Here is a 20,571-nt window from a genome sequence, read left to right as displayed (position 1 = left end):
AGTCAATGGTGAACGCGCAAAGGGGGTATTTTCGCCGGTATTTGGACAAAACCCATCAGAAGGCTCTCAACGCATGCCCAAACCCAGTTCGGCACGGGGGGTCCAGCCTTCCTGTCCGGACGACAGTCGCACCGCCCCCAGGAACAATCGCTCGGGCGGCATGCGCCGCTCCAGCAGGTAGTCGCGCACCGCCACTGCCCGTGCCAATGCCAGGTCGTGCATCGCCGTATCGGGCACGGCAATGTTCGCCAGCAGCAGCGCCTGCATCTCGCTCTCGGGCAGGTCTTTGGCCAGCCCGACCAGGTTGCGCGGCTTGGGAATGTCGGCGCGGCGGTACACCTCCTTGAGCAGGGCCGGATACTCCTCGGCACGGATCGGCGCCTCTGGCACGGCCCCTGATGTACCGCCGGGTGCCGCCATGCGGCGCTTTTGGGCCAGGAGCACCTGCTCCAGCTGTGCGCGCTTCCAGGCCTCACGCTCGGTCTGCAGGCTGGCCTGGCCCACCACGGTGAGTTGGAGCGCTGGGCGCTGCTCCAGCGCCTGGACCACCTTGTCCAAGGAGGCACGCGCGGTCGCGTCCAATGCCGCACTGCCTTCGGAAAACGGCACAAAGCCCTGTTCCGCGTCACCACCACCCAGGCCTGCAAGCAGCGAGAAAGGCGCTGTCACGGCCTTCAGAATCAGGTTGCCCAGCAGCTTGAAGATCACCGGACCGACGCGAAACTCGGGGTCATTGAGCGATCCGCTGATCGGCAGGTCCACATCGATCACCCCATTGCGATCGGCCAGCAAGGCCACGGCCAGCCGCACCGGCAGGCTTCTGGGGGCATTCGCAACCTCTTCGCCAAAGACCAGCTGGTGCAGCACCAGCTTGTTCTGGGCGCTGAGCTGCCCATCGGGCTGGACACGGTAGCTGACCTCCATGTTGAGCTTGCCACGCTCAATGCCATGGCCTGCATATTTGATGGCGTAGGGCGTGAGCGGAGACAGTTCCAGCCCCTGCATACGCCCTTGGATATCCAGCGCCACGGGCTGGGCCAGGGGATTGAGCTTGCCCAGGATCTCCAGCGATGCGGTGCCCTCGGCCTTGCCGCGCAGCTCCAGCTCGGCCATGGCGGGCGGTGCCCCACCCTCGGTGGGGGCTGAAGTAATGGCGCCCAAACGTCCCGTGAGGCCACTAAGCTGTGCTGAATACTGGGGTCGCACAAAATGGTCCGTGAAATGCACCCGCCCCCCCGTCAGGCTGATGGGCCCGAGGCGAATTTGCGGCGCCTGGGGCGCCTGGGGCGCTTGCTCCGCTGCGGCAGCGGTAGTGTTCTCTGGCGCGTTGGACACCGGGCCCATCAGATCCTGCAGGTTCAGGCGACCATCGGACTGCACAACGATGCGGGCAAAGAAATCGCTCAGTGCCGATTCGCGGACCGACAAGGTCAGCGGTCCACCCGCTGGCTGTGCGGCGTCGATGCCTCGCATTCCCAGCGACCGCCATTGCAAGACGTCCCCATCCTCCTGCGTTTGCAGCAGGAGTGTTTCCTGCCCTTCATCGGCCTCCGAGGGGGCCACAGAAGCCAGGCGTACGCGCACATCGTCCAAGGCCGCATCCCCTTGCACCGCCCATTGCAGGCCGGGTTCGGTCTGCCGCACCTGCACCTGCCCCACAAAGCTGGCATCCGCCCTGCCCACTCGCGCGCGCAGCCCACCTTGAACATACGGTGCCATCGCGTGCAAGGGAAGATGCCGCGCTGCCACCCGCCCCTGCACCTGCAAAGGCATGACGCCCAGGCCGCCTTCGTACTCCAGTCGCCCGGGATCGGCCTGGCCGGCGCCCAGCCGGGCCGACAAGGTCAGGGCGGCGGGCCGTGCGCCAGGCGCTGCAGGCGCAAAGTCCTGCAGCCTCACCCGCACATCCGTAGCCGCCAGCGATACGCGCTGGCCGAGGGCAGCATCGTTCAACAAGACAACGCCGCCATCGAGTTCCATGCGGCCCAGCACCAGCGACCAGGGCTTCACCGCTGGGGCGGCAGCGGACTCAGGCGGAGGTGCGGTCTGCGCCGCGCGCAGCCAGCGATCCACCATCCATTGCCCACGCGCATCCCGCTCTACCCGCACACGCGGCTGGGCCAGCGCCATCCGCCCGATCTGCACCGCATGGCGTGCACCATCGACACGCATATCCTCGACCTCCAGGCGCTGGAGGTCTGCCAGGGTGCGCCGATCGCGCAGCACGCTGCGCATGGCCTCGACCTCGGAACAGTCTGCCGCGACTACGCAGGACAATCTGGCCCCATCCAGCCCCAATCGGGCCACCTGGGCCACCCAGGCGCCCCCGTTCCAGGCCAGCCCGGCATCGGTTTCAACCACCCCCGAGAGCCTGGGCGTGAACCAGGCACTCAAATACGGGGCGCCCCACTCCAGTGGCAGGCTGCGTACCGAGAGCGCGGTACGCCCCTCCTGCGGCGTACCCGCACCCGCAAAAGCCAGGGTGGCCGGCACAACGGCCTGGGCCGTGCCTTGCTTGCCTTCGCCATCCAGCGGGGCCATCGCCATGCTGCCGGCCCATTGCATGGGTGCCGTGGCTGGAAAGGACAGGGCTGACGCCTGCAGCACCAGATCCTGCACTGCCAGTCTTGCGCCACCCGGGACACTGTCGTCCTCCCATCGCAGCGATCCACCCTGTGCGGCAAACCGGGCCAGGGACAGCTTCCATCCACCAGCCGCTGGCTCGGCCTGCTGCAACTTGCCTGCCGATGGCGGGGGCGAGGCCAGCGCGGTCTGAGTCCCCCAATCCCACTGACCAGCGCGATTGCGGCGCAGGTGCGCCTGGGGCGCGGTCAGCACCACGGAATCCACACGCAGCGTGCGCAGCAAGGGCTGGAAATCCGCCACCTGCACCTGCAGGGCGTCCAAGGACAGCCGTTCATGCTGTTGACTGTCGTGCAAACTCAGCTTCTTCAGGCCCAGCGCCCCACTGATTTGGACCATGGGCCGGGGCTTTTGCTCAAAAGCAATGCGCAAGTCCGCATCCAAGGTGCCTGAAGCGAGGGTCAAGGGCAGGCCTGCAGGAAGATAGTTCTTGTAGGGCGCCAGATCCAGACCGTCGAACCGCAGCACGGCGTCGGTCCGATGGCTTTCCACGAAGGGCATGGCCTGCGCCGCCGAATCGAACACACTGTTCCCGATGCGCAAGGCCAGCCTGGGCTGTACCTTGACGGCACGCTGTGCACTCAGGTTGCTCAAGAAGGGGAGCGAAAAGGTGATGTCCCGCACCTCATGGGTTTGCCCCACGGTACGGTCCTCAAAATCGACCGAGCCCCCTTGCAAGGCAATGTTGTAGAGGGCAAAACCCTGGGGCTGAGCCCCCTCAGGCCCAGGCTGGTTCAACCTGTGCACCACATCGTCGAGATCGGTCTGCCCAGGTGCGAGCTGGGTGACACGCAGGATGGGGGCATCCACCTCCAGCGCATCGATCACCGGCGCCCTGCGCAGCAAGGACTGCATCTCCAGATCCACATGGATGCGCGCCACCTGCAACTGCGGCGCGGCACCGTCCCGACCCGCCACACTCAGATCCTGCAGGGTGATCTCCAGCGACCAGGGCAGGAACTGCAAGTGACCCATGGTCACCTGGCGCCCCAGCAGGTCGCTCAATGCCTGCTGCGCACGGGCATGAACCAGCGGCGGCACCGCCAACCAGAGCGCCAGCCAAACCAGCAACAGCGCCCCGGCGGCCATCTGGAGCCTGCGCCGCCAGGCATTCCCTTGGGAAGACGACAACAAACGGACAAATGGCAAGGTCAGGGAACGCTTCATGGGGTCCGTTGGCACGGCAAGACGATGGCGCGATTGGAGCAGACTTTGGCGCTGCCTCGGCAACCGGTTGAAACAAGAAAGCCCGGAGGAGCGGCGCCATGCGCCACCCATCCGGGCTTGACGGCTGACACAACGGTCTTTGCCATCGGTTTGCGGTACGGAGGAATGTGGTCCGTACCGCGGGGGGCAAGGGATTGCCCCCAGGGGGTTGCCTTGGAAGCTCGGCACTCTGTCTGCGCTGGCACTGCATGCACTGGCAGCGGGCTTTGCTTCGTTCGGCGATGCCTTCATCGAAGAGGCAAGCACACCTTATCAAAGAACGCGCCCCAGCACAAATCAGACCGTCAATCACGGAATGCCCATCGATTGAAATTGGATGCAGCACTCCACCCCATTCAGCACACCAGCACCTGTATCGGCCCCGCTCATAGGAGAAATCGGTCCAAATCTGTGATTTTTGACAGCTTTTTAAGAATTTTTATGTCTTAAATTTCAATTTGTTAGTATTGACTAGGCATTTAATGCCCTCCTAGAATCCGCCAGCTTCTGAAACATCAGTAGTAACCCGAACCGCTGCCGACATCGGCAAAGTCAGTTCCAGGGCCCTTCCCCATATCCATGGCCCGGACTTGATGGCGTACCAATCCAGGCGAAACCTTGTGCCCTTGAATGGCCTCTGGCCACCACAGCATGGCGTTCGCACCAGAAAGGAAAGCTATGACAGCGACAAACAACTTGGTCTCCGGGCTTCGTTCCTTGGCTGCCACCCTGGCACAGGGGTTTCTGCACATCACCCACAGCGGCTTTGCTCTTCTGGGCGTGGCCGTAGCCATCATCGCGATCACCTTGACCGCCCGGCCCGATTTGCGCCAGGCCGGCGAGGCGCAGTTGATGGACTGGTTGCAGGCCCGCCAAGAATCATTGGTCGTTCCGGCAGATGACTTGCAGGAACCCAGCGAACGAACCCTGGCCGTCAACCCCAAGGAGCTGCCCCAGGAGCAAGCCCGTGTGGCCTACTGGCTTAGCAAAAAATACCGCGTGGCGCCGGAGCCCTTGGGCTTGCTGGTGGCCGAGGCCTACGAGATTGGCACCCGTGCCAAGCTGGACCCGACGCTGATCCTGGCCGTGATGGCCATTGAGTCACGTTTCAACCCATTCGCCCAGAGCCCCGTCGGCGCCCAAGGACTGATGCAGGTGATGACGCGCGTGCACACCGACAAATACGAAGCCCTGGGCGGTCACCTGGCCGCCTTCGATCCGGTGACGAATCTGCGTGTGGGCGTGAAGGTATTGCAGGACTGCATCACGCGTGCCGGATCGGTCCAGGGTGGGCTGGCCTATTACGTCGGAGCCACCGACCCCCAGAACGATGGCGGCTACGCCGAAAAGGTCCTGGCCGAACACTACCGCCTGCGCCAGGTCGCATCCACGGGCCGGGCCGTGCCGCCCACACAAGCCGTGGCACCGCCCACACTGGCCACCCAGGCCCCTGCCAAGACGGCCCCGGCTGCAGCATCCCCAGCACCAGGCGCCAGCAGTCTGGGCGAGAAAGTGGCCTTGCTGTCTGCCACGGATCTGTAAGAACCTGTTTGCGATCTTTTGGGCGGCCCAACAGCGCTCCGGTTACACTCGCAAGGTACGCAACTGGCGATAGGCGCAGACCCCCACCGGGCCTGCCGCTGACGTGGAAAACTGCAGGGGCAACCTCCTGTGAACCACCGGGGAGCGTACCGCGCGGCCAGCGACCGCTGTTGCGCGTTCCGCCGTTCGCCTGGGCAGCCCTTGTTTCAAGGGACACAAGTTCATAGGACTGCCAACACCATGTACGACCGCAACATCCTCGTCGAACAAACCGACCCCGAACTCTTTGCCGCCATCCAGGCCGAAAACAAGCGCCAGGAAGAGCACATCGAACTCATCGCCAGCGAAAACTACGCCTCGCCCGCTGTCATGTGGGCCCAGGGCACGCAACTGACCAACAAGTACGCCGAAGGCTACCCCGGCAAGCGCTACTACGGCGGCTGCGAGTATGTCGATGTGGCCGAGCAACTGGCCATCGACCGCGTGAAGAAGATCTTCGGTGCCGACGCCGCCAACGTGCAACCGCATTGCGGCGCCTCCGCCAATGAGGCCGTGTTCCTGGCCTTCCTCAAGCCCGGCGACACCATCATGGGCATGAGCCTGGCCGAAGGCGGCCACCTCACGCACGGCATGCCGCTGAACATGTCGGGCAAGTGGTTCAACGTGGTCTCCTACGGCCTCAACGCCAAGGAAGAAATCGACTACGACGCGATGGAAGCCAAGGCGCGCGAGCACAAGCCCAAGCTGATCGTGGCCGGTGCCTCGGCCTATAGCCTGCACATCGATTTCGAGCGCTTCGCCAAAATCGCCAAGGAAATCGGCGCCATCTTCATGGTGGACATGGCCCATTACGCCGGCCTGATCGCTGCTGGCGTGTACCCCAACCCCGTGCCGCACGCCGACGTGGTGACCTCCACCACGCACAAGAGCCTGCGCGGCCCGCGCGGCGGCATCATCCTGATGAAGGCCGAGCACGAGAAGGCCATCAACAGCGCCATCTTCCCCGGCCTGCAAGGCGGCCCGCTGATGCACGTGATCGCGGCCAAGGCCGTGGCCTTCAAGGAAGCGCTCACGCCCGAGTTCAAGGCCTACCAGGAACAGGTCGTGAAGAACGCCAAGGTCGTGGCCGAGACGCTGACCCAGCGCGGCCTGCGCATCGTCAGCGGCGGCACGCAAAGCCACGTCATGCTGGTGGACCTGCGCGCCAAGGGCATCACGGGCAAGGAAGCCGAGGCCGTGCTGGGCGCCGCCCACATGACCATCAACAAGAACGCCATCCCCAACGACCCGGAAAAGCCGATGGTGACCAGCGGCGTGCGCATCGGCACCCCCGCCATGACCACGCGTGGATTCAAGGAAGAAGAAGCCCGCGCCACGGCCCACCTGATTGCCGATGTGCTGGACAACCCGCGCGACGAAGCCAACATCGCCGCCGTGCGCGCCAAGGTCAACGCGCTGACCAGCCGCTTCCCGGTCTACCGCTGATTCGGCCGCGCGCGCCTGCACGCCCATGAAGTGCCCGTTCTGCAGCCACCACGAGACACAGGTCGTCGAGACCCGGGTGTCCGAGGACGGGGATTTCATCCGGCGCAGGCGCCGCTGCGCCACCTGCGAAAAGCGCTTTACCACCTACGAGCGGCCCGAGGTCAGCTTCCCCAGCGTGGTCAAGAAGGACGGCCGACGCACCGAATACGCACGCCCCAAGCTCATGGGCTCGTTCAGCATTGCGCTGCGCAAGCGCCCGGTGAGCACAGCACAGGTGGACTCGGCCATTGAGCGCATCGAGGAGCAACTCCTCAACCTCGGCCAGCGCGAAGTGCCCTCCAGCCGTATCGGCGAGTTGGTCATGCGCGAACTCAAGAAGCTCGACAAGGTGGCCTACATCCGCTACGCCAGTGTGTACCGCAGCTTCGAGGACATCGACGAATTCAAGACCCTGGTGGACGAAGTGCGCCAGTGATCCCGTGGCGGCAGGCACGCCCGTGCTCCTTTCATCATTTGCTACTATTTTTATAGCTACTCGCGCTTGATGGACGGGCGTTACAAGCATTTTTTATCAAAATGCTGTCGCGTACAGCACGGCGCCTCTGGCCCCGCCCCGGCACAATGGCACTGCCGTGAGAACCCGCCACCTCTTGCAGCTTGTGCTGCTGTCCGCCCTGTGGGGCGCTTCCTTTCTGTTCATTCGCATCGCCAGCCCGGCGCTGGGGCCCCATGTGGCTGCGGCGCTGCGCATCGGGCTGGCCACGCTCACCCTGGTGGCCATCATGCGCGCCACACGCGAGCCCTGGCCCTGGCGCCACTGGCGTGAACTGGCAGGCCTGGGCACGCTGACCGTCGCCCTGCCCTTTCTGCTTTACGCCTATGCCGCCCTGCACCTGCCCGCGGGCTACAGCGCGCTGCTCAACACCATGGTGGTGCCCTTTGGCGTGCTGGCCTCGGCCTGGATGAAGGAGGACACGCTCTCGCTGCGCAAGTGGCTGGGCTGCGCGTGCGGTTTTGCCGGCGTGGCCTTGATCGTGCGGCTGGGGCCGGTGGAGCCCTCGCCCACGCTGCTGCTGGCGGCGCTGGCCTGCATGTCCGCAGCCGCCTGCTACGGCGTGTGCACCCCCTGGATGAAGCGCGCCACCCAGCGTATCAGCCCGCTGGCCATTGCCGCAGGCATCCATGCGGCAGCGCTGGTGCTGCTGGTGCCGGGCGCAGTGTGGGACTGGCACCAGGCCCAGTTCACCCTACCCGCGCTGCTGGCCGTGGCGGTGATGGGGGTGGTGACCTCCGGCCTGGCCTACTGGCTCAATTTGCGCGTGCTGAGCCAGATCTCGCCCGTGGCGGCGATGAGTTCGGCATTCATGATCCCGCTGTTCGGCGTGGCCTGGGGCAGCCTCTTCCTGGACGAGGCCCTGGGCCCTGGCATGCTGTGGGGCGGCGCGCTGGTGCTGCTGGCCACCACGCTGGTGACCGGCTTCAACCCGCTGCGCCTGCTGGCGTTCCTGCGTCCGCGCTGACCGCGCCGTCCTGCCGTCGTCAGGGGCGCGCGGCGGGAATGGGCGGCACCGCCTGCACCACGTCACCACACTGCGCACGGTGGCGCAGCGCGTGGTCCATGAGCACCAGCGCCAGCAGCGCCTCGGCGATGGGAGCGGCGCGGATGCCCACGCAGGGGTCGTGGCGGCCCTTGGTGACCACCTCGGTACTCTGGCCGTGGATGTCGATGGACTCGCGCGGGCTCAGGATGGAACTGGTGGGCTTGATGGCAATGCTCACCTCAATGTCCTGCCCGGTGCTGATGCCGCCGAGCACACCACCCGCGTTGTTGTTGGCAAAGCCCTCAGGCGTGAGCGCATCGCCGTGCGTGGTGCCGCGCTGGGCCACGCTGGCAAAACCCGCACCGATCTCCACGCCCTTGACGGCGTTCAGGCCCATCATGGCGTAAGCAATATCAGCGTCGAGCTTGTCGAACAGCGGCTCGCCCAGGCCCACGGGCACACCCGTGGCCTGCACGCGGATGCGCGCGCCACAGGAGTCGTGCGCCTTGCGCAGCTGGTCCATGTAGTCCTCGTAGCGCTGCACATCGGCCACAGGGGCAAAGAAAGGGTTGTGCGGCACATGCTCCCAGCTCTCGAACGGGATGTCCAGCTCGCCCAGCTGCGTCATGCAGGCGCGAAACTGCGTGCCGAACTTCTCGGCCAGCCACTTCTTGGCCACGGCGCCGGCCGCGACGGTGGGCGCCGTCAGGCGCGCCGACGAGCGCCCGCCGCCGCGCGGGTCGCGCAGGCCGTACTTGTGCCAGTAGGTGTAATCGGCATGGCCGGGGCGGAAGGTGCGCAGGATGTCGCCGTAGTCCTTGCTGCGCTGGTCGGTATTGCGGATCAGCAGCGCGATCGGCGTGCCGGTGGTGCGGCCCTCGTAAACGCCCGAGAGGATCTCCACGGCGTCGGGCTCGTTGCGTTGCGTGACATGGCGGCTGGTGCCGGGGCGGCGGCGGTCCAGGTCAAACTGAATATCGGCCTCGGACAGCAGCATGCCGGGCGGGCAGCCATCGATCACGCAGCCAATGGCCGGGCCGTGGGATTCACCAAAGTTGGTGACGCAGAAAAGGGTGCCGAAGGTGTTGCCGCTCATGGCGCCGGATTATCCCAGACGGCCACCCACTGCAATGGGAAAGAGCCACCGACGCTTGCATCGGGCGCGACTCTTGGCCAGAGCCACCGCGCAAGGGCCGCCCCGCCGCGCTGGTGGCGTCCCCCTTCCCGCATTGCGCAGCAATGCGAGAGAAGGGGGAAGGCGCCGAAGGCGACTCAGGGGGTTGTCTTCTCTTCCGGCCAATCCCGGATATAGGCCTTGAGCATCTTGTTCTCGAAATTCTGGCTATCCACCACGGCCTTGGCCACGTCGTAGAAGCTGATCACGCCCATGAGCATGCGCTTGTCCATCACCGGCATGTAGCGCGCGTGGCGGTCCAGCATCATGCGGCGCACCTCGTCCATGTCGGTTTCCATGGTGCAGGTGAGCGGGTGGTCGTCCATGGCAGAGCGCACAAGCATGGTGCCCACGCTGCCGTTGTGCTTGACCAGGGCCTGTATCACCTCGCGAAAGGTCAGCATGCCCACCAGATCGCCCAACTCCATGACCACGAGCGAGCCGATGTCCTTCTCGGCCATGGCCTCGGCGGCACGTGCCAGGGGTTCGTCGGGATGAACGGTAAAAAGGGTGTTGCCCTTGACGCGCAGAATGTCGCTGACTTTCATGGGGTGCTGCCTTCGTGAAGGGCGCCGCGTCACGCGGGCGCCAGAATCGCGGTACGTTGAGTGGTCAAATATAGCCCACAAATGCGCAGCCATCAGTAGGGCGTGTCATCATCCAATTGCCCCACGCCCTGGCTGCCCAGCCCTTTTCTGGAGACAAGTCCATGCCTGGTTACGCCGATCCCGGCTTTGATACCCTGGCCCTGCACGCAGGCGCCACCCCCGACCCCGCCACGGGCGCGCGCGCCGTGCCCATCCACCTGACCACCTCGTTCGTGTTCGAATCGAGCGACCACGCGGCCGCGCTGTTCAACATGGAGCGCGGCGGGCATGTCTATTCGCGCATCAGCAACCCGACCAACGCCGTGTTCGAGCAGCGCATGGCCGCGCTCGAAGGCGGCGCGGGCGCCATCGCCGTGGCCAGCGGCCAGGCCGCGCTGCACCTGGCCATCTGCACGCTGATGGGCGCGGGCTCGCACATCGTGGCAAGCACCGCGCTCTACGGCGGCTCGCAGAACCTGCTGCACTACACGCTGCGCCGCTTTGGCATCGAAACCACCTTCGTCAAGCCCGGCGACATCGACGCATGGCGCGCCGCCATCCGGCCCAATACCAAGCTGTTCTTCGGCGAAACCGTGGGCAACCCCGGCCTGGACGTGCTCGACATCCCCACCGTCAGCGCCATCGCACACGAGCACGGCATTCCGCTGCTGGTGGACTCGACCTTCACCACGCCCTGGCTGATGAAACCGTTCGAGCACGGCGCCGACCTGGTGTACCACTCAGCCACCAAGTTCTTGAGCGGCCACGGCACGGTGATCGGCGGCGTGGTGGTGGACAGCGGCGCGTTCGACTGGGAAGGCTCGGGGCGCTTCCCCGAGATGACCGCGCCCTACGAGGGCTTCCACAACATGGTGTTCAGCGAGGAATCGACCGTGGGCGCCTTTCTGCTGCGCGCACGCCGCGAGGGCCTGCGCGACTTCGGCGCCTGCATGAGCCCGCACACCGCCTGGCTCATCCTGCAGGGCATCGAGACGCTGCCGCTGCGCATGCAGCAGCACATGCGCAACACCGAGAAGGTGGTGCAATTCCTGGCCAGCCAGCCCTTCGTCGAGCGCGTGGGCCACCCGCTGCTCGAATCCCACCCCAGCCACCAACTCGCCCAAAAATTGCTGCCGCGCGGCGTGGCCTCGGTGTTCAGTTTTGACCTCAAGGGCACGCGCGCGCAGGGCAAGAAGTTCATCGAGACGCTCAAGATCTTCAGCCACCTGGCCAACGTGGGCGACTGCCGCAGCCTGGTGATCCACCCCGCCAGCACCACGCACTTCCGCCTGTCCGACGACGCGCTCGCGGGCGCGGGCATCACGCAGGGCACGATCCGCCTGTCCATCGGCCTGGAAGACCCGGACGACCTCATCGACGACCTCAAGCGCGCCCTCAAGGCCGCGGAAAAGGCAGGAGCCTGAGCCATGGAACTGCAAGTCAACGGCCACCAAACCTTCTGCTACACCGGCGGCAAGCCCTTCAACCCGGCCCAGCCCACCGTGGTGATGATCCACGGCGTGCTCAACGACCACAGCGTCTGGGCCATGCAGAGCCGCTACCTCGCCAACCACGGCTGGAACGTGCTGGCGGTGGATCTGCCCGGCCACTGCAAGAGCGCAGGCCCGGCGCCCGCCTCGGTGGAGGAAGCGGCGGACTTCATCGTCGCCCTGCTGGACGCCGTGGGCGCGCCGCGCGCCGCGCTGGTGGGCCACAGCTGGGGCTCGCTGATCGCGCTGGAAGCCGCCGCGCGCCTGCAGGAGCGCGCGAGTCACCTCGTGCTGGTGGGCACGGCCTTCCCGATGAAGGTGTCGCCCGCGCTCATCGAGGCCTCGCTGAACGAGCCCGAGAAGGCGCTGCGCATGGTCAACGTGTTCTCGCGCAGCACCCTGTGCGCGCCCCCCACGGCCCTGGGCCCCGGCACCTGGGTGTACGGCGCCAGCATGGCGCTGGGCCGCCGCGTGCTGCGCAGCAACCGCGAGGTGAACGTCTTCCACCGCGGCTTTGTGGCCTGCGACAGCTACGCGGGCGGCAACGAGGCCATCGCGCGCATCGCCTGCCCCGTGCTGTTCGCCCTGGGCGCGCAGGACCAGATGACGACGCCCAAGGCCGCCCAGGGTCTGATCGCCAAGGCGCGTGAATCCGGCAAGCAGGTACAGGTGGTTCACCTCCCGGTCGGCCACCACCAGATGACCGAGACGCCGGAAGAAACGCTGTTCGCCCTCCGGGACTTCCTGGCGCGCTGAATGCTATCGAATAGATAGCTACTAGCGCTTACTGGTATTGCGTCAAGGCCGTTTTTCGCTCTCAATACCGGCCAACGCATCGCCGAGCAGCAGCCCATCGAGCCCCGCCCGGCCCCACACCCCCTCCAGGCTGGGCGTGCGCTCCAGCAGCAGGCGCTGCACCAGCGGCGCCAGCGGGGTGGTTTGCGGGTCGGCCAGCAGCACGTAGCGCGATTCGGCCTGGCGCGGCGTGGCCCCGTCCTCCTCCTGTAAGCGCCCCACCCAGTCCAGGGCCAGCAGGGCATCGAGCGCCGGTTCGAGCTGCAGCGCATCCACGCGCAGCCGCTGCGCCAGCGCATCGGCCCGCAGGCCCCGCGCCGGGGTGTGGCGGGCCACGTCAAGCTGCTGCAGCACCTCCACCGCCAGCTCGAAGTTCCAGCCCTGGTGGCCCGAGCGCCGCGCCACGCCCGCCAGCAGGCTGGGCAGGTAGGCGGCCACCACGGCCCCCAGCAGCACGATAACCCAGGCCACGTAGATCCACACCAGCAGGATCGGCAGCGTGGCGAAGGTGCCGTACACCGCCGAATAGGTGGGCACCTTGGCCACGTACAGCGCCAGCCCTTTCTTGGCCAGCTCCATGCACACCGCCACGAAGAAACCGCCCGCCCAGGCGTGGCGCCAGTTCACCTGGGTATTGGGCACATAGTGGTAAAGGCCCGCCATGCCTGCCGCCAGCACGAAGAACTCGATCGAATCGAGCAGCAGTCGCAACCCGCCCGGAATCTGCCCCACCAGCCCGCGCGAGGCCGACAGCGCATACGAGGTCAGCGCCAGGCTGGCGCCCAGCAGCAGCGGGCCCAGCGTGATGGCGGCCCAGTAGATCAGCACGCGCTGGCCCAGCGGGCGCAGCCGGCGCACGCGCCAGATGTTGTTGAGCGTGCGGTCGATGGTGAGGATCAGCGCCAGCGCGGTGGCCAGCAGCACGGAAAAACCCAGCAGCCCCAGCCGGTTGGCCTTGGACGCGAACTGCGTGAGGTAGCCCAGCACCTGGCGCGCGATGTTGTCGGGCACCAGGCTCTCGACCAGCCAGCGCTGCAGCACGTCCTGCAGCTTGGCGAACATGGGGAAGGCCGTGAACACGGCCAGCGCCACCGCAACAAAGGGCACCAGCGCCAGGACGGTGGTGAAGGTCAGGCTGCTGGCCGTCAGGCCCAGGCGGTCTTCACGGAAGCGCTCGCGCAGGGTGTGGGCCGTGGTGGCCCAGGGAAAGTGCGAAAGCTCTTCGGGCAGGGCCTGCAGGCGCTGCACCACGGACTGTAGGGAAAAGGGCATGGCCGCTATGATGCCATCCGCCATGCACCCGTCCGACGCCCCTGCCCTGCCCTTGCCCCTGGATCACACCCGCTGGGTGGACGCCACCCGCCGCACCGCCGTGGCCGCCCTGCTGGCCCTGATTGCGCTGTGCCTGGCCTGGGAACTGCTGCTGGCACCGCTGCGGCCGGGCGGTTCGTGGCTGGCGCTCAAAGCCTTGCCGCTGTGCATTCCGCTGGCGGGCATTCTGCGCAACCGCATGTACACCTACCGCTGGGTCAGCCTGATGGTGTGGCTGTACTTCACCGAGGCCGTGGTGCGCGGCTGGAGCGACCCTGCCCCGAGCAACTGGCTGGCGCTGGCCGAACTGCTGCTGTGCCTGATCCTGTTTGCCGCCTGCGCCGCCCATGTGCGGCTGCGGCTGCGCTATGCCCCATCCGCAGCGACCGACCCTTCCTGATTGATTGCAAAGCGCCTGCGCAGCCGCGCGGACGGAGTGGAACCATGCCTGACCTGATTGAACAACTGCGCCAGATCGTCGGCGCCCCCCATGTACTGACCGAGGGCGACCTCAGCGCCTGGGAGCAGGACTGGCGCCGCCGCGTGCACGGCAAGGCCCTGGCCGTGGTGCGCCCGGGCAGCACGCAGGAGGTGGCCGCCGTGGTCAAGGCCTGCGCCGCCGCGGGTGCGCCCATGGTGCCGCAGGGCGGCAACACCGGCCTGTCGGTCGGCTCCACGCCTGACACCTCGGGCCGCGAGGTGGTGCTGAGCCTCACGCGCATGAACGCCGTGCGCGCGCTCGATACCGACAACCTCACCCTCACCGTCGAGGCCGGCTGCATCCTGCAGAACGTGCAGGATGCAGCCGAGAAAGCCGGATTGCTGTTCCCGCTCTCGCTCGCAGCCGAAGGCAGTTGCACCATCGGCGGCAACCTGGGCACCAACGCCGGCGGCACGCAGGTGGTGCGCTACGGCAACACGCGCGACCTGTGCCTGGGCCTGGAAGTCGTCACGCCCCAGGGCGAGGTGTGGGACGGCCTGCGCGGCCTGCGCAAGGACAACACAGGCTACGACCTGCGCGACCTGTTCATCGGCAGCGAGGGCACGCTGGGCGTCATCACCGCCGCCACGCTCAAGCTCTACCCGCGCCCGGCCGCGCAGCTCACGGCCTGGGCTGCCGTGTCGTCGATGGAGCAGGCCGTGCGCCTGCTGGCCCTGGCGCACCAGCACCTGGGCGCCGGGCTCACCGGCTTCGAGGTGATGGGGCGCTTCGCGCTGCAACTGGTGGACAAGCACATGCCGCAACTGCGCGTACCCTTCATCGACCAGCCGGAAGTGCAATGGGCCGTGCTGCTGGAAAACTCCGACAGCGAATCCGAGGACCACGCCCGCGCCCGCTTCGAGGCGCTGCTGGAAACCGCCTTCGAGGCCGGCTGCGTGCAGGACGCCGTGGTGGCCGAAAACATCGCGCAGGCGCAGCAGCTCTGGAGCATCCGCGAGCACATCCCGCTGGCCCAGGCCGAAGAGGGGCTGAACATCAAGCACGACATCTCGGTGCCCATTTCGCGCATCCCCGCGTTCGTGGAGCACGCCGACGCGCTGCTTCAGCGCGAGGTTCCCGGCGTGCGCCTGGTCAACTTCGGCCACCTGGGCGACGGCAACCTGCACTACAACGTGCAGGCCCCCGAGGGCGGCGACGCCAAGGCCTTCCTGCGCGACCAGGAAGACCGGGTGAACCATCTGGTGTACGAAGCCGTGGCGCAGTTCGGCGGCTCGTTCTCGGCCGAGCACGGCGTGGGCGCGCTCAAGACCGACAAGCTCGCGCGCTACCAGTCGCCCGTGGCCCTGTCGATGATGCGCGCCATCAAGCAGGCGCTGGACCCGCAAAACCTCATGAACCCGGGGCGGGTGCTGGCGATGCCAGAAAACTCCTGATTTGGTAGCTGCTGGCGCTTTATCCACAAGCGCAGAAGCCACTTTTGATTCAAAATTCCTGACCATGACCAACGCTGCCAACCGCCCGATCCGCTCGCAGTACGAAGACTTCATGCGCCACGTGTTCACGCACGGCGTAGACAAGGGCGACCGCACGGGCACGGGCACGAAAAGCGTGTTCGGCCACCAGATGCGCTTCGACCTCTCGGAGGGCTTCCCGCTCGTCACCACCAAGAAGGTGCACCTCAAGAGCATCATCCTGGAACTGCTGTGGTTCCTGCGCGGCGACAGCAACGTGCGCTGGCTGCAGGAGCGCGGCGTGACCATCTGGGACGAATGGGCGCGCGCGGACGGCGACCTCGGCCCCGTGTACGGCGTGCAGTGGCGCAGCTGGCCCGCGCCCACCCCTGACAACCCTCGCGGGCACATCGACCAGATCCAGCAGGTGATCGACACGCTCAAGAGCAACCCGGACTCGCGCCGCATCATCGTGAGCGCCTGGAACGTGGCCGAACTGGACCAGATGGCGCTCATGCCCTGCCACGCGTTCTTCCAGTTCTACGTGGCGCCTTCGCAGGTGGCCGGTGAGCCGGGCAAGCTCAGTTGCCAGCTCTACCAGCGCAGCGCCGACATCTTCCTCGGCGTGCCCTTCAACATTGCGTCATACGCCCTGCTCACGCACATGGTGGCGCAGCAGTGCGACCTGGCCGTGGGCGACTTCATCTGGACCGGCGGCGACTGCCACATCTACAGCAACCATACCGAGCAGGTGCAGACGCAACTGGCACGCGCGCCCTACCCCTACCCGGCGCTGAACATCAAGCGCCGTCCGGACAGCATCTTCGACTATGAGTACGAAGACTTCGAGGTGCTGGACTACCAATGCCACCCGGCCATCAAGGCGCCAGTGGCGGTGTAGGCATGCCCCGGCCACCGGCACGACCCGGCACACTGGCCAAGGTGTGCCTCGTACTGATCAGCCTGACCTTGGCCGCCCTGGGCGTGCTGGCCCTGCTCACGGAAGTGGTGCCCGAGCGCTCCACCCGCTTCGGCATGGCTCCGGCACTGTTCGGTACCGACGCACAAGGCATGGGCGTGGTCTCTCTGCTCCTCGCAAGCGTGCCGCTGCTGGCCTTGCTGCGCAACCGGCGGCAGGCAGTGGTGGCAGGCACCGTACTTGGGCTGGCCCTGCTCACGTTCATCTTCACCTGGATCTTTGGCTGACCCCCTCACCCGCGCCGACACCATGCACATCGCCCTCATCTACGCACGCGCCGCCAACGGCGTCATCGGCAAGGACGGCACCATGCCGTGGCACCTGCCGGAGGACCTGGCGCACTTCAAGCAGCTCACGCAAGGCAGCCCCGTCATCATGGGCCGCAAGACCTGGGACTCGCTGCCGCCGCGCTTCCGCCCCTTGCCGGGCCGCGCGAACATCGTCGTCACGCGCCAGGACGATTGGAATGAAATGGGCGCGCAGCACGCATCCAGCCTGCGCGAGGCGCTACAAATAGCAGAGCAATCGAACCCCGCCACGGTGTGGGTGATTGGCGGCGCGCAGATCTACGCCCAGGCCCTGCCCCTGGCCCAGCGCGTGGAAGTGACCGAGATCGCGCAGGACTTCGACGGCGACGCTTTCGCACCCGAACTCGGCCCCGAATGGCTGGAAACCGCGCGCGAGGCGCACACCGGCGCGGGCGGCCTGCCCTTCGCCTTCGTGCGCTACGAGCGGCGCTGAGCGCCTATGCCGGGGCGCCGACGATCACGCTGGACGCTTTGAAGATCGCCGTGGCGCGTGCGCCCACCGCCAGGCCCAGGGCCTCGCTGCTGGCGTGCGTGATGACCGCGGCGATCGACACCCCATCGGCCACATCCATCACCACCTCGTCGTTCACCGCGCCCGCCGCGATGCGCGACACCGTTCCATCGAGGCGGTTGCGCGCAGAAAAATGCGCGCCTTCGGCCTCGGTCACCACCACGATGGACGAGGCCTTGACCAGCGCGAACGCCTGCGCGCCCACGGCCAGGCCCAGGCCCTCGGCACTCTCGTGCGTGACGGTGGCGACGATGCACAGGCCCGGCCGCACTTCGATTTCGACCTCGTCGTTGACGGCGCCGTGCACCACGCGGGTGACGGTGCCCGCGAAATGGTTGCGCGCGCTGGTTTTCATGCTGATGTTCCGGATCAAGAGGTAGTCGTCGGCAATGCCCTGGGCCTGCTGGCCCAGCTGCGCGATGAAACGCTGGTGCTCGGCCTCGATGCGGCGGAAGTTCTCCACCAACTGCTGGCCCCGGGGCGTGAGCCGCGTGCCGCCGCCGCCCTTGCCGCCCGCCACGCGCTCCACCAGCGGCTCGCCCGCCAGGTTGTTCATGGTGTCGATGGCGTCCCAGGCGGCCTTGTAGCTCATCTTCATGGCCTTGGCGGCGTGGGTGATGGAGCCCTGCTCGCCCACCAGCGCCAGCAGTTGCACGCGGCCCAAGCCGCCCAGGCTCTCGCCGCCCACGGTCATCCACAGGGAGCCGCCGAGTTTGATGCGTTTGTCTTGTTCAGGCATGGGCAATGTCCTCCATCATGTGGCCGCCATCCATGCGCAGCACCTGTTCCCCAAACACGCGCACATCCTCGGGGTCGTGCGTGATCAGCACCATGGGCACGCGCAGGCGGCGCTGCAGCGCGTCCAGCTCGGCGCGCATGCTGGCGCGCAGGTCGGTGTCGAGCGCGGCGAAGGGCTCGTCGAGCAGCAGCGCGCGCGGCCGGGCCACCAGCGCGCGCGCCAGGGCCGTGCGCTGGCGCTGCCCGCCCGAGAGTTCATGCGGGTGCTGGTGCGCCACCTCGCGCAGCCCGAAGGCATCGAGCCAGCGCTCCACCTCCGGGCTGGCATGCGCCGCCGGGGGGTTGCGCCAGCCCTGCAGCTCGCCAAAGGCGATGTTCTGGCGCACGTTGAGATGGGGGAACAGCGCGTAGTCCTGGAACAGGTAGGCCACGGCGCGCTCGCGCGGCGGCCGGTGGATGCCCTGTGCGGCATCGAACAGCGTCTCGCCATCCAGCCGCACATGGCCCGCGTCAGGCCGCAGCAGCCCGGCCAGCGCCTTGAGCAGCATGCTCTTGCCGGCGCCCGAGGGCCCCACCACCACCACGCGCTCGCCCTGTGCGCAAAAGCGCGCTTGCAGTTCAAACGTGCGGTGTCCCGAGCGCAGCGTCTTGCGGATGTCCACGTCAAGCCGCATGCAAACCTCTCTGTGTTTCGCTGCTTCGCAAACTGCAATCAGCCCAAGATACAGGCGCGGCCCAAGCCAGCGGCCACCGCGCAAGGGCCGCCCCGCCGCGCGGGTGGCGTCCCCCTTCCCGCATCGCGCAGCGAGGCGAGAGAAGGGGGAAGGCGCGCAGCGCCACAGGGGGATGCCTCATTGCCTTGCCACGCGCCCGGGCGCCAGCTTGCCCACCGCCAGCAGCACCGCTACACACACCACCGAGGTGATGAGCACCAGCAGATTGGCCACATCGTCCTGCCCGGCCTGCACGGCCTCGTACACGGCGATCGACAGCGTCTGCGTCCTGCCCGGAATGCTGCCCGCCACCATGAGCGTGGCGCCGAACTCGCCCAGCGCCCGTGCAAAGCCCAGCAGCACCCCAGCCAGGATGCCGCGCCAGGCCAGCGGCAGCGTGACGCGCCAGAACACGCCCGCCTCGGAGATGCCGAGCACGCGCGCGGCGTCCTGCAACTGCGGGTCCACCGCCTCGAAGGCGGCGCGCGCGGGCTTGAACACCAGCGGAAACGCCACCACCGTGGCCGCGATCACCGCGCCCGTCAGCGTGAAGATGAGTTGGATGCCGAAGGTGTCGTGCAGCCAGCCGCCCACCCAGCCCTTGCGCCCCAGCAGCACCAGCAGGTAGTAGCCCAGCACCGTGGGCGGCATCACCATGGGCAGCGTGAGCAGCGTGTCGATCAGGTCGCGCCCCGGAAAGCGCCAGCGCGCCAGCGCATAGCCCACGCCCGTGCCCAGCACCAGGCACGCCAGCGTGGCCCAGGTGGCCACCTGCAGCGAGAGCCAGAGAGCGGGCCAGGCGCCGTCCATCGTTAGGGCTTCAAGAAACCGTAGCGCGCCAGAATGGCCTGCCCGGCAGGCGAGCGCACATAGGCAATGAACGCCGCCGCCTCCGTGGCGTTGCCGCTGGCAGCGGTGCGCGCGATGGGGTAGAGGATGGCCACGTCCAGCGGCACATCAAAAACGGTCTTGACCTTGTCCTTCATCAGCGCGGCATCGGTGGCATAGACAAAGCCCGCATCCACCTCGCCGCGCGCCACGTAGTCCAGCGACTGGCGCACGTTCGTCGTGTTCACCGCCTTGGCCAGCACCGCGCCCCACAGGCCTGCCGCCTCCAGCGCATGCTTGGCGTAGCGCCCCACGGGCACACTAGCGGGCAGCGCCAGCGCCACGCGCGCCACGCCGGGCGCGGCCAGGTCCTTCAGCGCGGCGGGCGGCGCCTTGGCGTCCACAGGCGCAATCACTACCAGAGCGTTGCGCACAAAGTCCGCCCAGTCGGCCGCGCGCACCAGGCCCTGCTGCTGCGCGGCGTCCATGGTCTCCTGGTCGGCCGAGGCGAACACATCCACCGGCGCGCCCTTGGCCATCTGCTGCAACAAGGCGCCGGACGCACCGAAGTTCAGCAACACCTTGCTGCCGGGGTGCGCGGCTTCGTAGCCTTGGGCAATGTCCTTGAAGGCATTGGTCAGGCTGGCGGCGGCCGACACCATGACTTCACCCGCCATGGCGGCGCCGGCAAGGCCTGCCAGAAGACAGGCGGTGAGGCTGCGTTTCAGGGGCATAAGGGCCATGGGACGAGGTTCGGGAGCGTTACAAGCGAGCGAAGTATACGCTTGGTTATAACGATGTTTTGGGCCTTGGACAGGGCTTTTGAT

At 67.0% G+C, this 20,571-nt stretch carries 19 protein-coding genes and 1 riboswitch; of the genes, 11 read left to right on the top strand and 8 right to left on the bottom strand.

The window, feature by feature from the left end:
• Positions 1 to 66 precede the first annotated feature (66 nt).
• Positions 67 to 3,810: a DUF748 domain-containing protein gene (locus GWK50_RS07160; RefSeq protein WP_242455320.1), complete on the bottom strand. Its 3,744-nt coding sequence runs from the start codon at positions 3,808 to 3,810 to the stop codon at positions 67 to 69.
• A gap of 717 nt (positions 3,811 to 4,527) precedes the next feature.
• Between GWK50_RS07160 and GWK50_RS07155 the strand changes: the two genes are divergently transcribed.
• From GWK50_RS07155 to GWK50_RS07140, 4 genes are all read left to right on the top strand, one after another.
• Positions 4,528 to 5,391: a lytic transglycosylase domain-containing protein gene (locus GWK50_RS07155; RefSeq protein WP_162015791.1), complete on the top strand. Its 864-nt coding sequence runs from the start codon at positions 4,528 to 4,530 to the stop codon at positions 5,389 to 5,391.
• Positions 5,392 to 5,440: 49 nt separating this feature from the next.
• A riboswitch (ZMP/ZTP riboswitch) is annotated at positions 5,441 to 5,594 on the top strand.
• Between the two features lie 37 nt (positions 5,595 to 5,631).
• A complete protein-coding gene (glyA, locus tag GWK50_RS07150) occupies positions 5,632 to 6,876 on the top strand; it encodes a serine hydroxymethyltransferase (RefSeq protein WP_162015789.1) in 1,245 nt (414 codons plus the stop codon).
• 25 nt (positions 6,877 to 6,901) lie between these two features.
• Positions 6,902 to 7,351 carry a transcriptional regulator NrdR gene (nrdR, locus tag GWK50_RS07145; RefSeq protein ID WP_162015787.1) on the top strand — a complete coding sequence of 150 codons (450 nt, stop codon included), beginning with the start codon at positions 6,902 to 6,904 and terminating at the stop codon, positions 7,349 to 7,351.
• Between the two features lie 157 nt (positions 7,352 to 7,508).
• Positions 7,509 to 8,396, top strand: coding sequence for a DMT family transporter (locus GWK50_RS07140; RefSeq protein ID WP_162015785.1), 888 nt, complete (start codon positions 7,509 to 7,511; stop codon positions 8,394 to 8,396).
• 19 nt (positions 8,397 to 8,415) lie between these two features.
• Here the strand turns inward: GWK50_RS07140 and aroC are convergent, their stop codons facing one another.
• The gene (gene aroC / locus GWK50_RS07135; protein ID WP_162015783.1) at positions 8,416 to 9,513 is read right to left on the bottom strand and encodes a chorismate synthase; all 1,098 of its coding nucleotides are present in this window, start codon (positions 9,511 to 9,513) and stop codon (positions 8,416 to 8,418) included.
• Between the two features lie 176 nt (positions 9,514 to 9,689).
• Complete coding sequence (locus tag GWK50_RS07130; RefSeq protein WP_162015781.1) at positions 9,690 to 10,139, bottom strand: CBS domain-containing protein; 450 nt, start codon at positions 10,137 to 10,139, stop codon at positions 9,690 to 9,692.
• Between the two features lie 161 nt (positions 10,140 to 10,300).
• Between GWK50_RS07130 and GWK50_RS07125 the strand changes: the two genes are divergently transcribed.
• Complete coding sequence (locus GWK50_RS07125) at positions 10,301 to 11,602, top strand: O-acetylhomoserine aminocarboxypropyltransferase (protein WP_162015779.1); 1,302 nt, start codon at positions 10,301 to 10,303, stop codon at positions 11,600 to 11,602.
• A 3-nt stretch (positions 11,603 to 11,605) separates the two neighbouring features.
• Complete coding sequence (locus GWK50_RS07120; RefSeq protein WP_162015777.1) at positions 11,606 to 12,424, top strand: alpha/beta hydrolase; 819 nt, start codon at positions 11,606 to 11,608, stop codon at positions 12,422 to 12,424.
• A 42-nt stretch (positions 12,425 to 12,466) separates the two neighbouring features.
• Here the strand turns inward: GWK50_RS07120 and GWK50_RS07115 are convergent, their stop codons facing one another.
• Positions 12,467 to 13,735, bottom strand: a complete 1,269-nt coding sequence (locus GWK50_RS07115) for a YihY family inner membrane protein (protein ID WP_162015775.1) — start codon at positions 13,733 to 13,735, stop codon at positions 12,467 to 12,469.
• A 22-nt stretch (positions 13,736 to 13,757) separates the two neighbouring features.
• Here GWK50_RS07115 and GWK50_RS07110 point away from each other — a divergent pair, with 22 nt between their 5' ends.
• The 5 genes from GWK50_RS07110 to GWK50_RS07090 all read left to right on the top strand — a co-directional run bounded on the left by GWK50_RS07110 (position 13,758) and on the right by GWK50_RS07090 (position 17,387).
• Positions 13,758 to 14,174 (top strand): DUF2069 domain-containing protein, encoded by a 417-nt coding sequence (locus GWK50_RS07110; RefSeq protein ID WP_162015774.1) that lies wholly within the window; start codon positions 13,758 to 13,760, stop codon positions 14,172 to 14,174.
• Between the two features lie 44 nt (positions 14,175 to 14,218).
• Positions 14,219 to 15,649 (top strand): FAD-binding oxidoreductase, encoded by a 1,431-nt coding sequence (locus GWK50_RS07105; protein ID WP_162015771.1) that lies wholly within the window; start codon positions 14,219 to 14,221, stop codon positions 15,647 to 15,649.
• A gap of 64 nt (positions 15,650 to 15,713) precedes the next feature.
• On the top strand, positions 15,714 to 16,568 hold the full coding sequence (locus tag GWK50_RS07100; RefSeq protein ID WP_162015769.1) for a thymidylate synthase: 855 nt from the start codon (positions 15,714 to 15,716) through the stop codon (positions 16,566 to 16,568).
• Between the two features lie 2 nt (positions 16,569 to 16,570).
• Complete coding sequence (locus tag GWK50_RS07095; RefSeq protein WP_162015767.1) at positions 16,571 to 16,873, top strand: hypothetical protein; 303 nt, start codon at positions 16,571 to 16,573, stop codon at positions 16,871 to 16,873.
• A gap of 22 nt (positions 16,874 to 16,895) precedes the next feature.
• Positions 16,896 to 17,387, top strand: coding sequence for a dihydrofolate reductase (locus GWK50_RS07090; protein WP_162018043.1), 492 nt, complete (start codon positions 16,896 to 16,898; stop codon positions 17,385 to 17,387).
• 4 nt (positions 17,388 to 17,391) lie between these two features.
• On the opposite strand, the gene GWK50_RS07085 is transcribed toward GWK50_RS07090, so the two are convergent.
• The 4 genes from GWK50_RS07085 to modA form a co-directional block, all read right to left on the bottom strand.
• Complete coding sequence (locus GWK50_RS07085) at positions 17,392 to 18,204, bottom strand: TOBE domain-containing protein (RefSeq protein WP_162015766.1); 813 nt, start codon at positions 18,202 to 18,204, stop codon at positions 17,392 to 17,394.
• Complete coding sequence (locus tag GWK50_RS07080) at positions 18,197 to 18,877, bottom strand: ATP-binding cassette domain-containing protein (protein ID WP_162015765.1); 681 nt, start codon at positions 18,875 to 18,877, stop codon at positions 18,197 to 18,199. Before GWK50_RS07080 ends, GWK50_RS07085 begins: the two co-directional genes overlap by 8 nt.
• A gap of 177 nt (positions 18,878 to 19,054) precedes the next feature.
• Complete coding sequence (gene modB, locus GWK50_RS07075) at positions 19,055 to 19,726, bottom strand: molybdate ABC transporter permease subunit (RefSeq protein WP_162015764.1); 672 nt, start codon at positions 19,724 to 19,726, stop codon at positions 19,055 to 19,057.
• A gap of 2 nt (positions 19,727 to 19,728) precedes the next feature.
• A complete protein-coding gene (gene modA / locus GWK50_RS07070; protein ID WP_197905051.1) occupies positions 19,729 to 20,478 on the bottom strand; it encodes a molybdate ABC transporter substrate-binding protein in 750 nt (249 codons plus the stop codon).
• Between the last annotated feature and the right edge of the window lie 93 nt (positions 20,479 to 20,571).

This window comes from Acidovorax sp. 210-6 (assembly GCF_010020825.1).
Classification (GTDB): Bacteria; Pseudomonadota; Gammaproteobacteria; order Burkholderiales; family Burkholderiaceae_C; genus Simplicispira; species Simplicispira sedimenti.
Note: the sequence above shows the minus strand (reverse complement) of the source record. Positions and strands in the feature narration are given on the sequence as shown.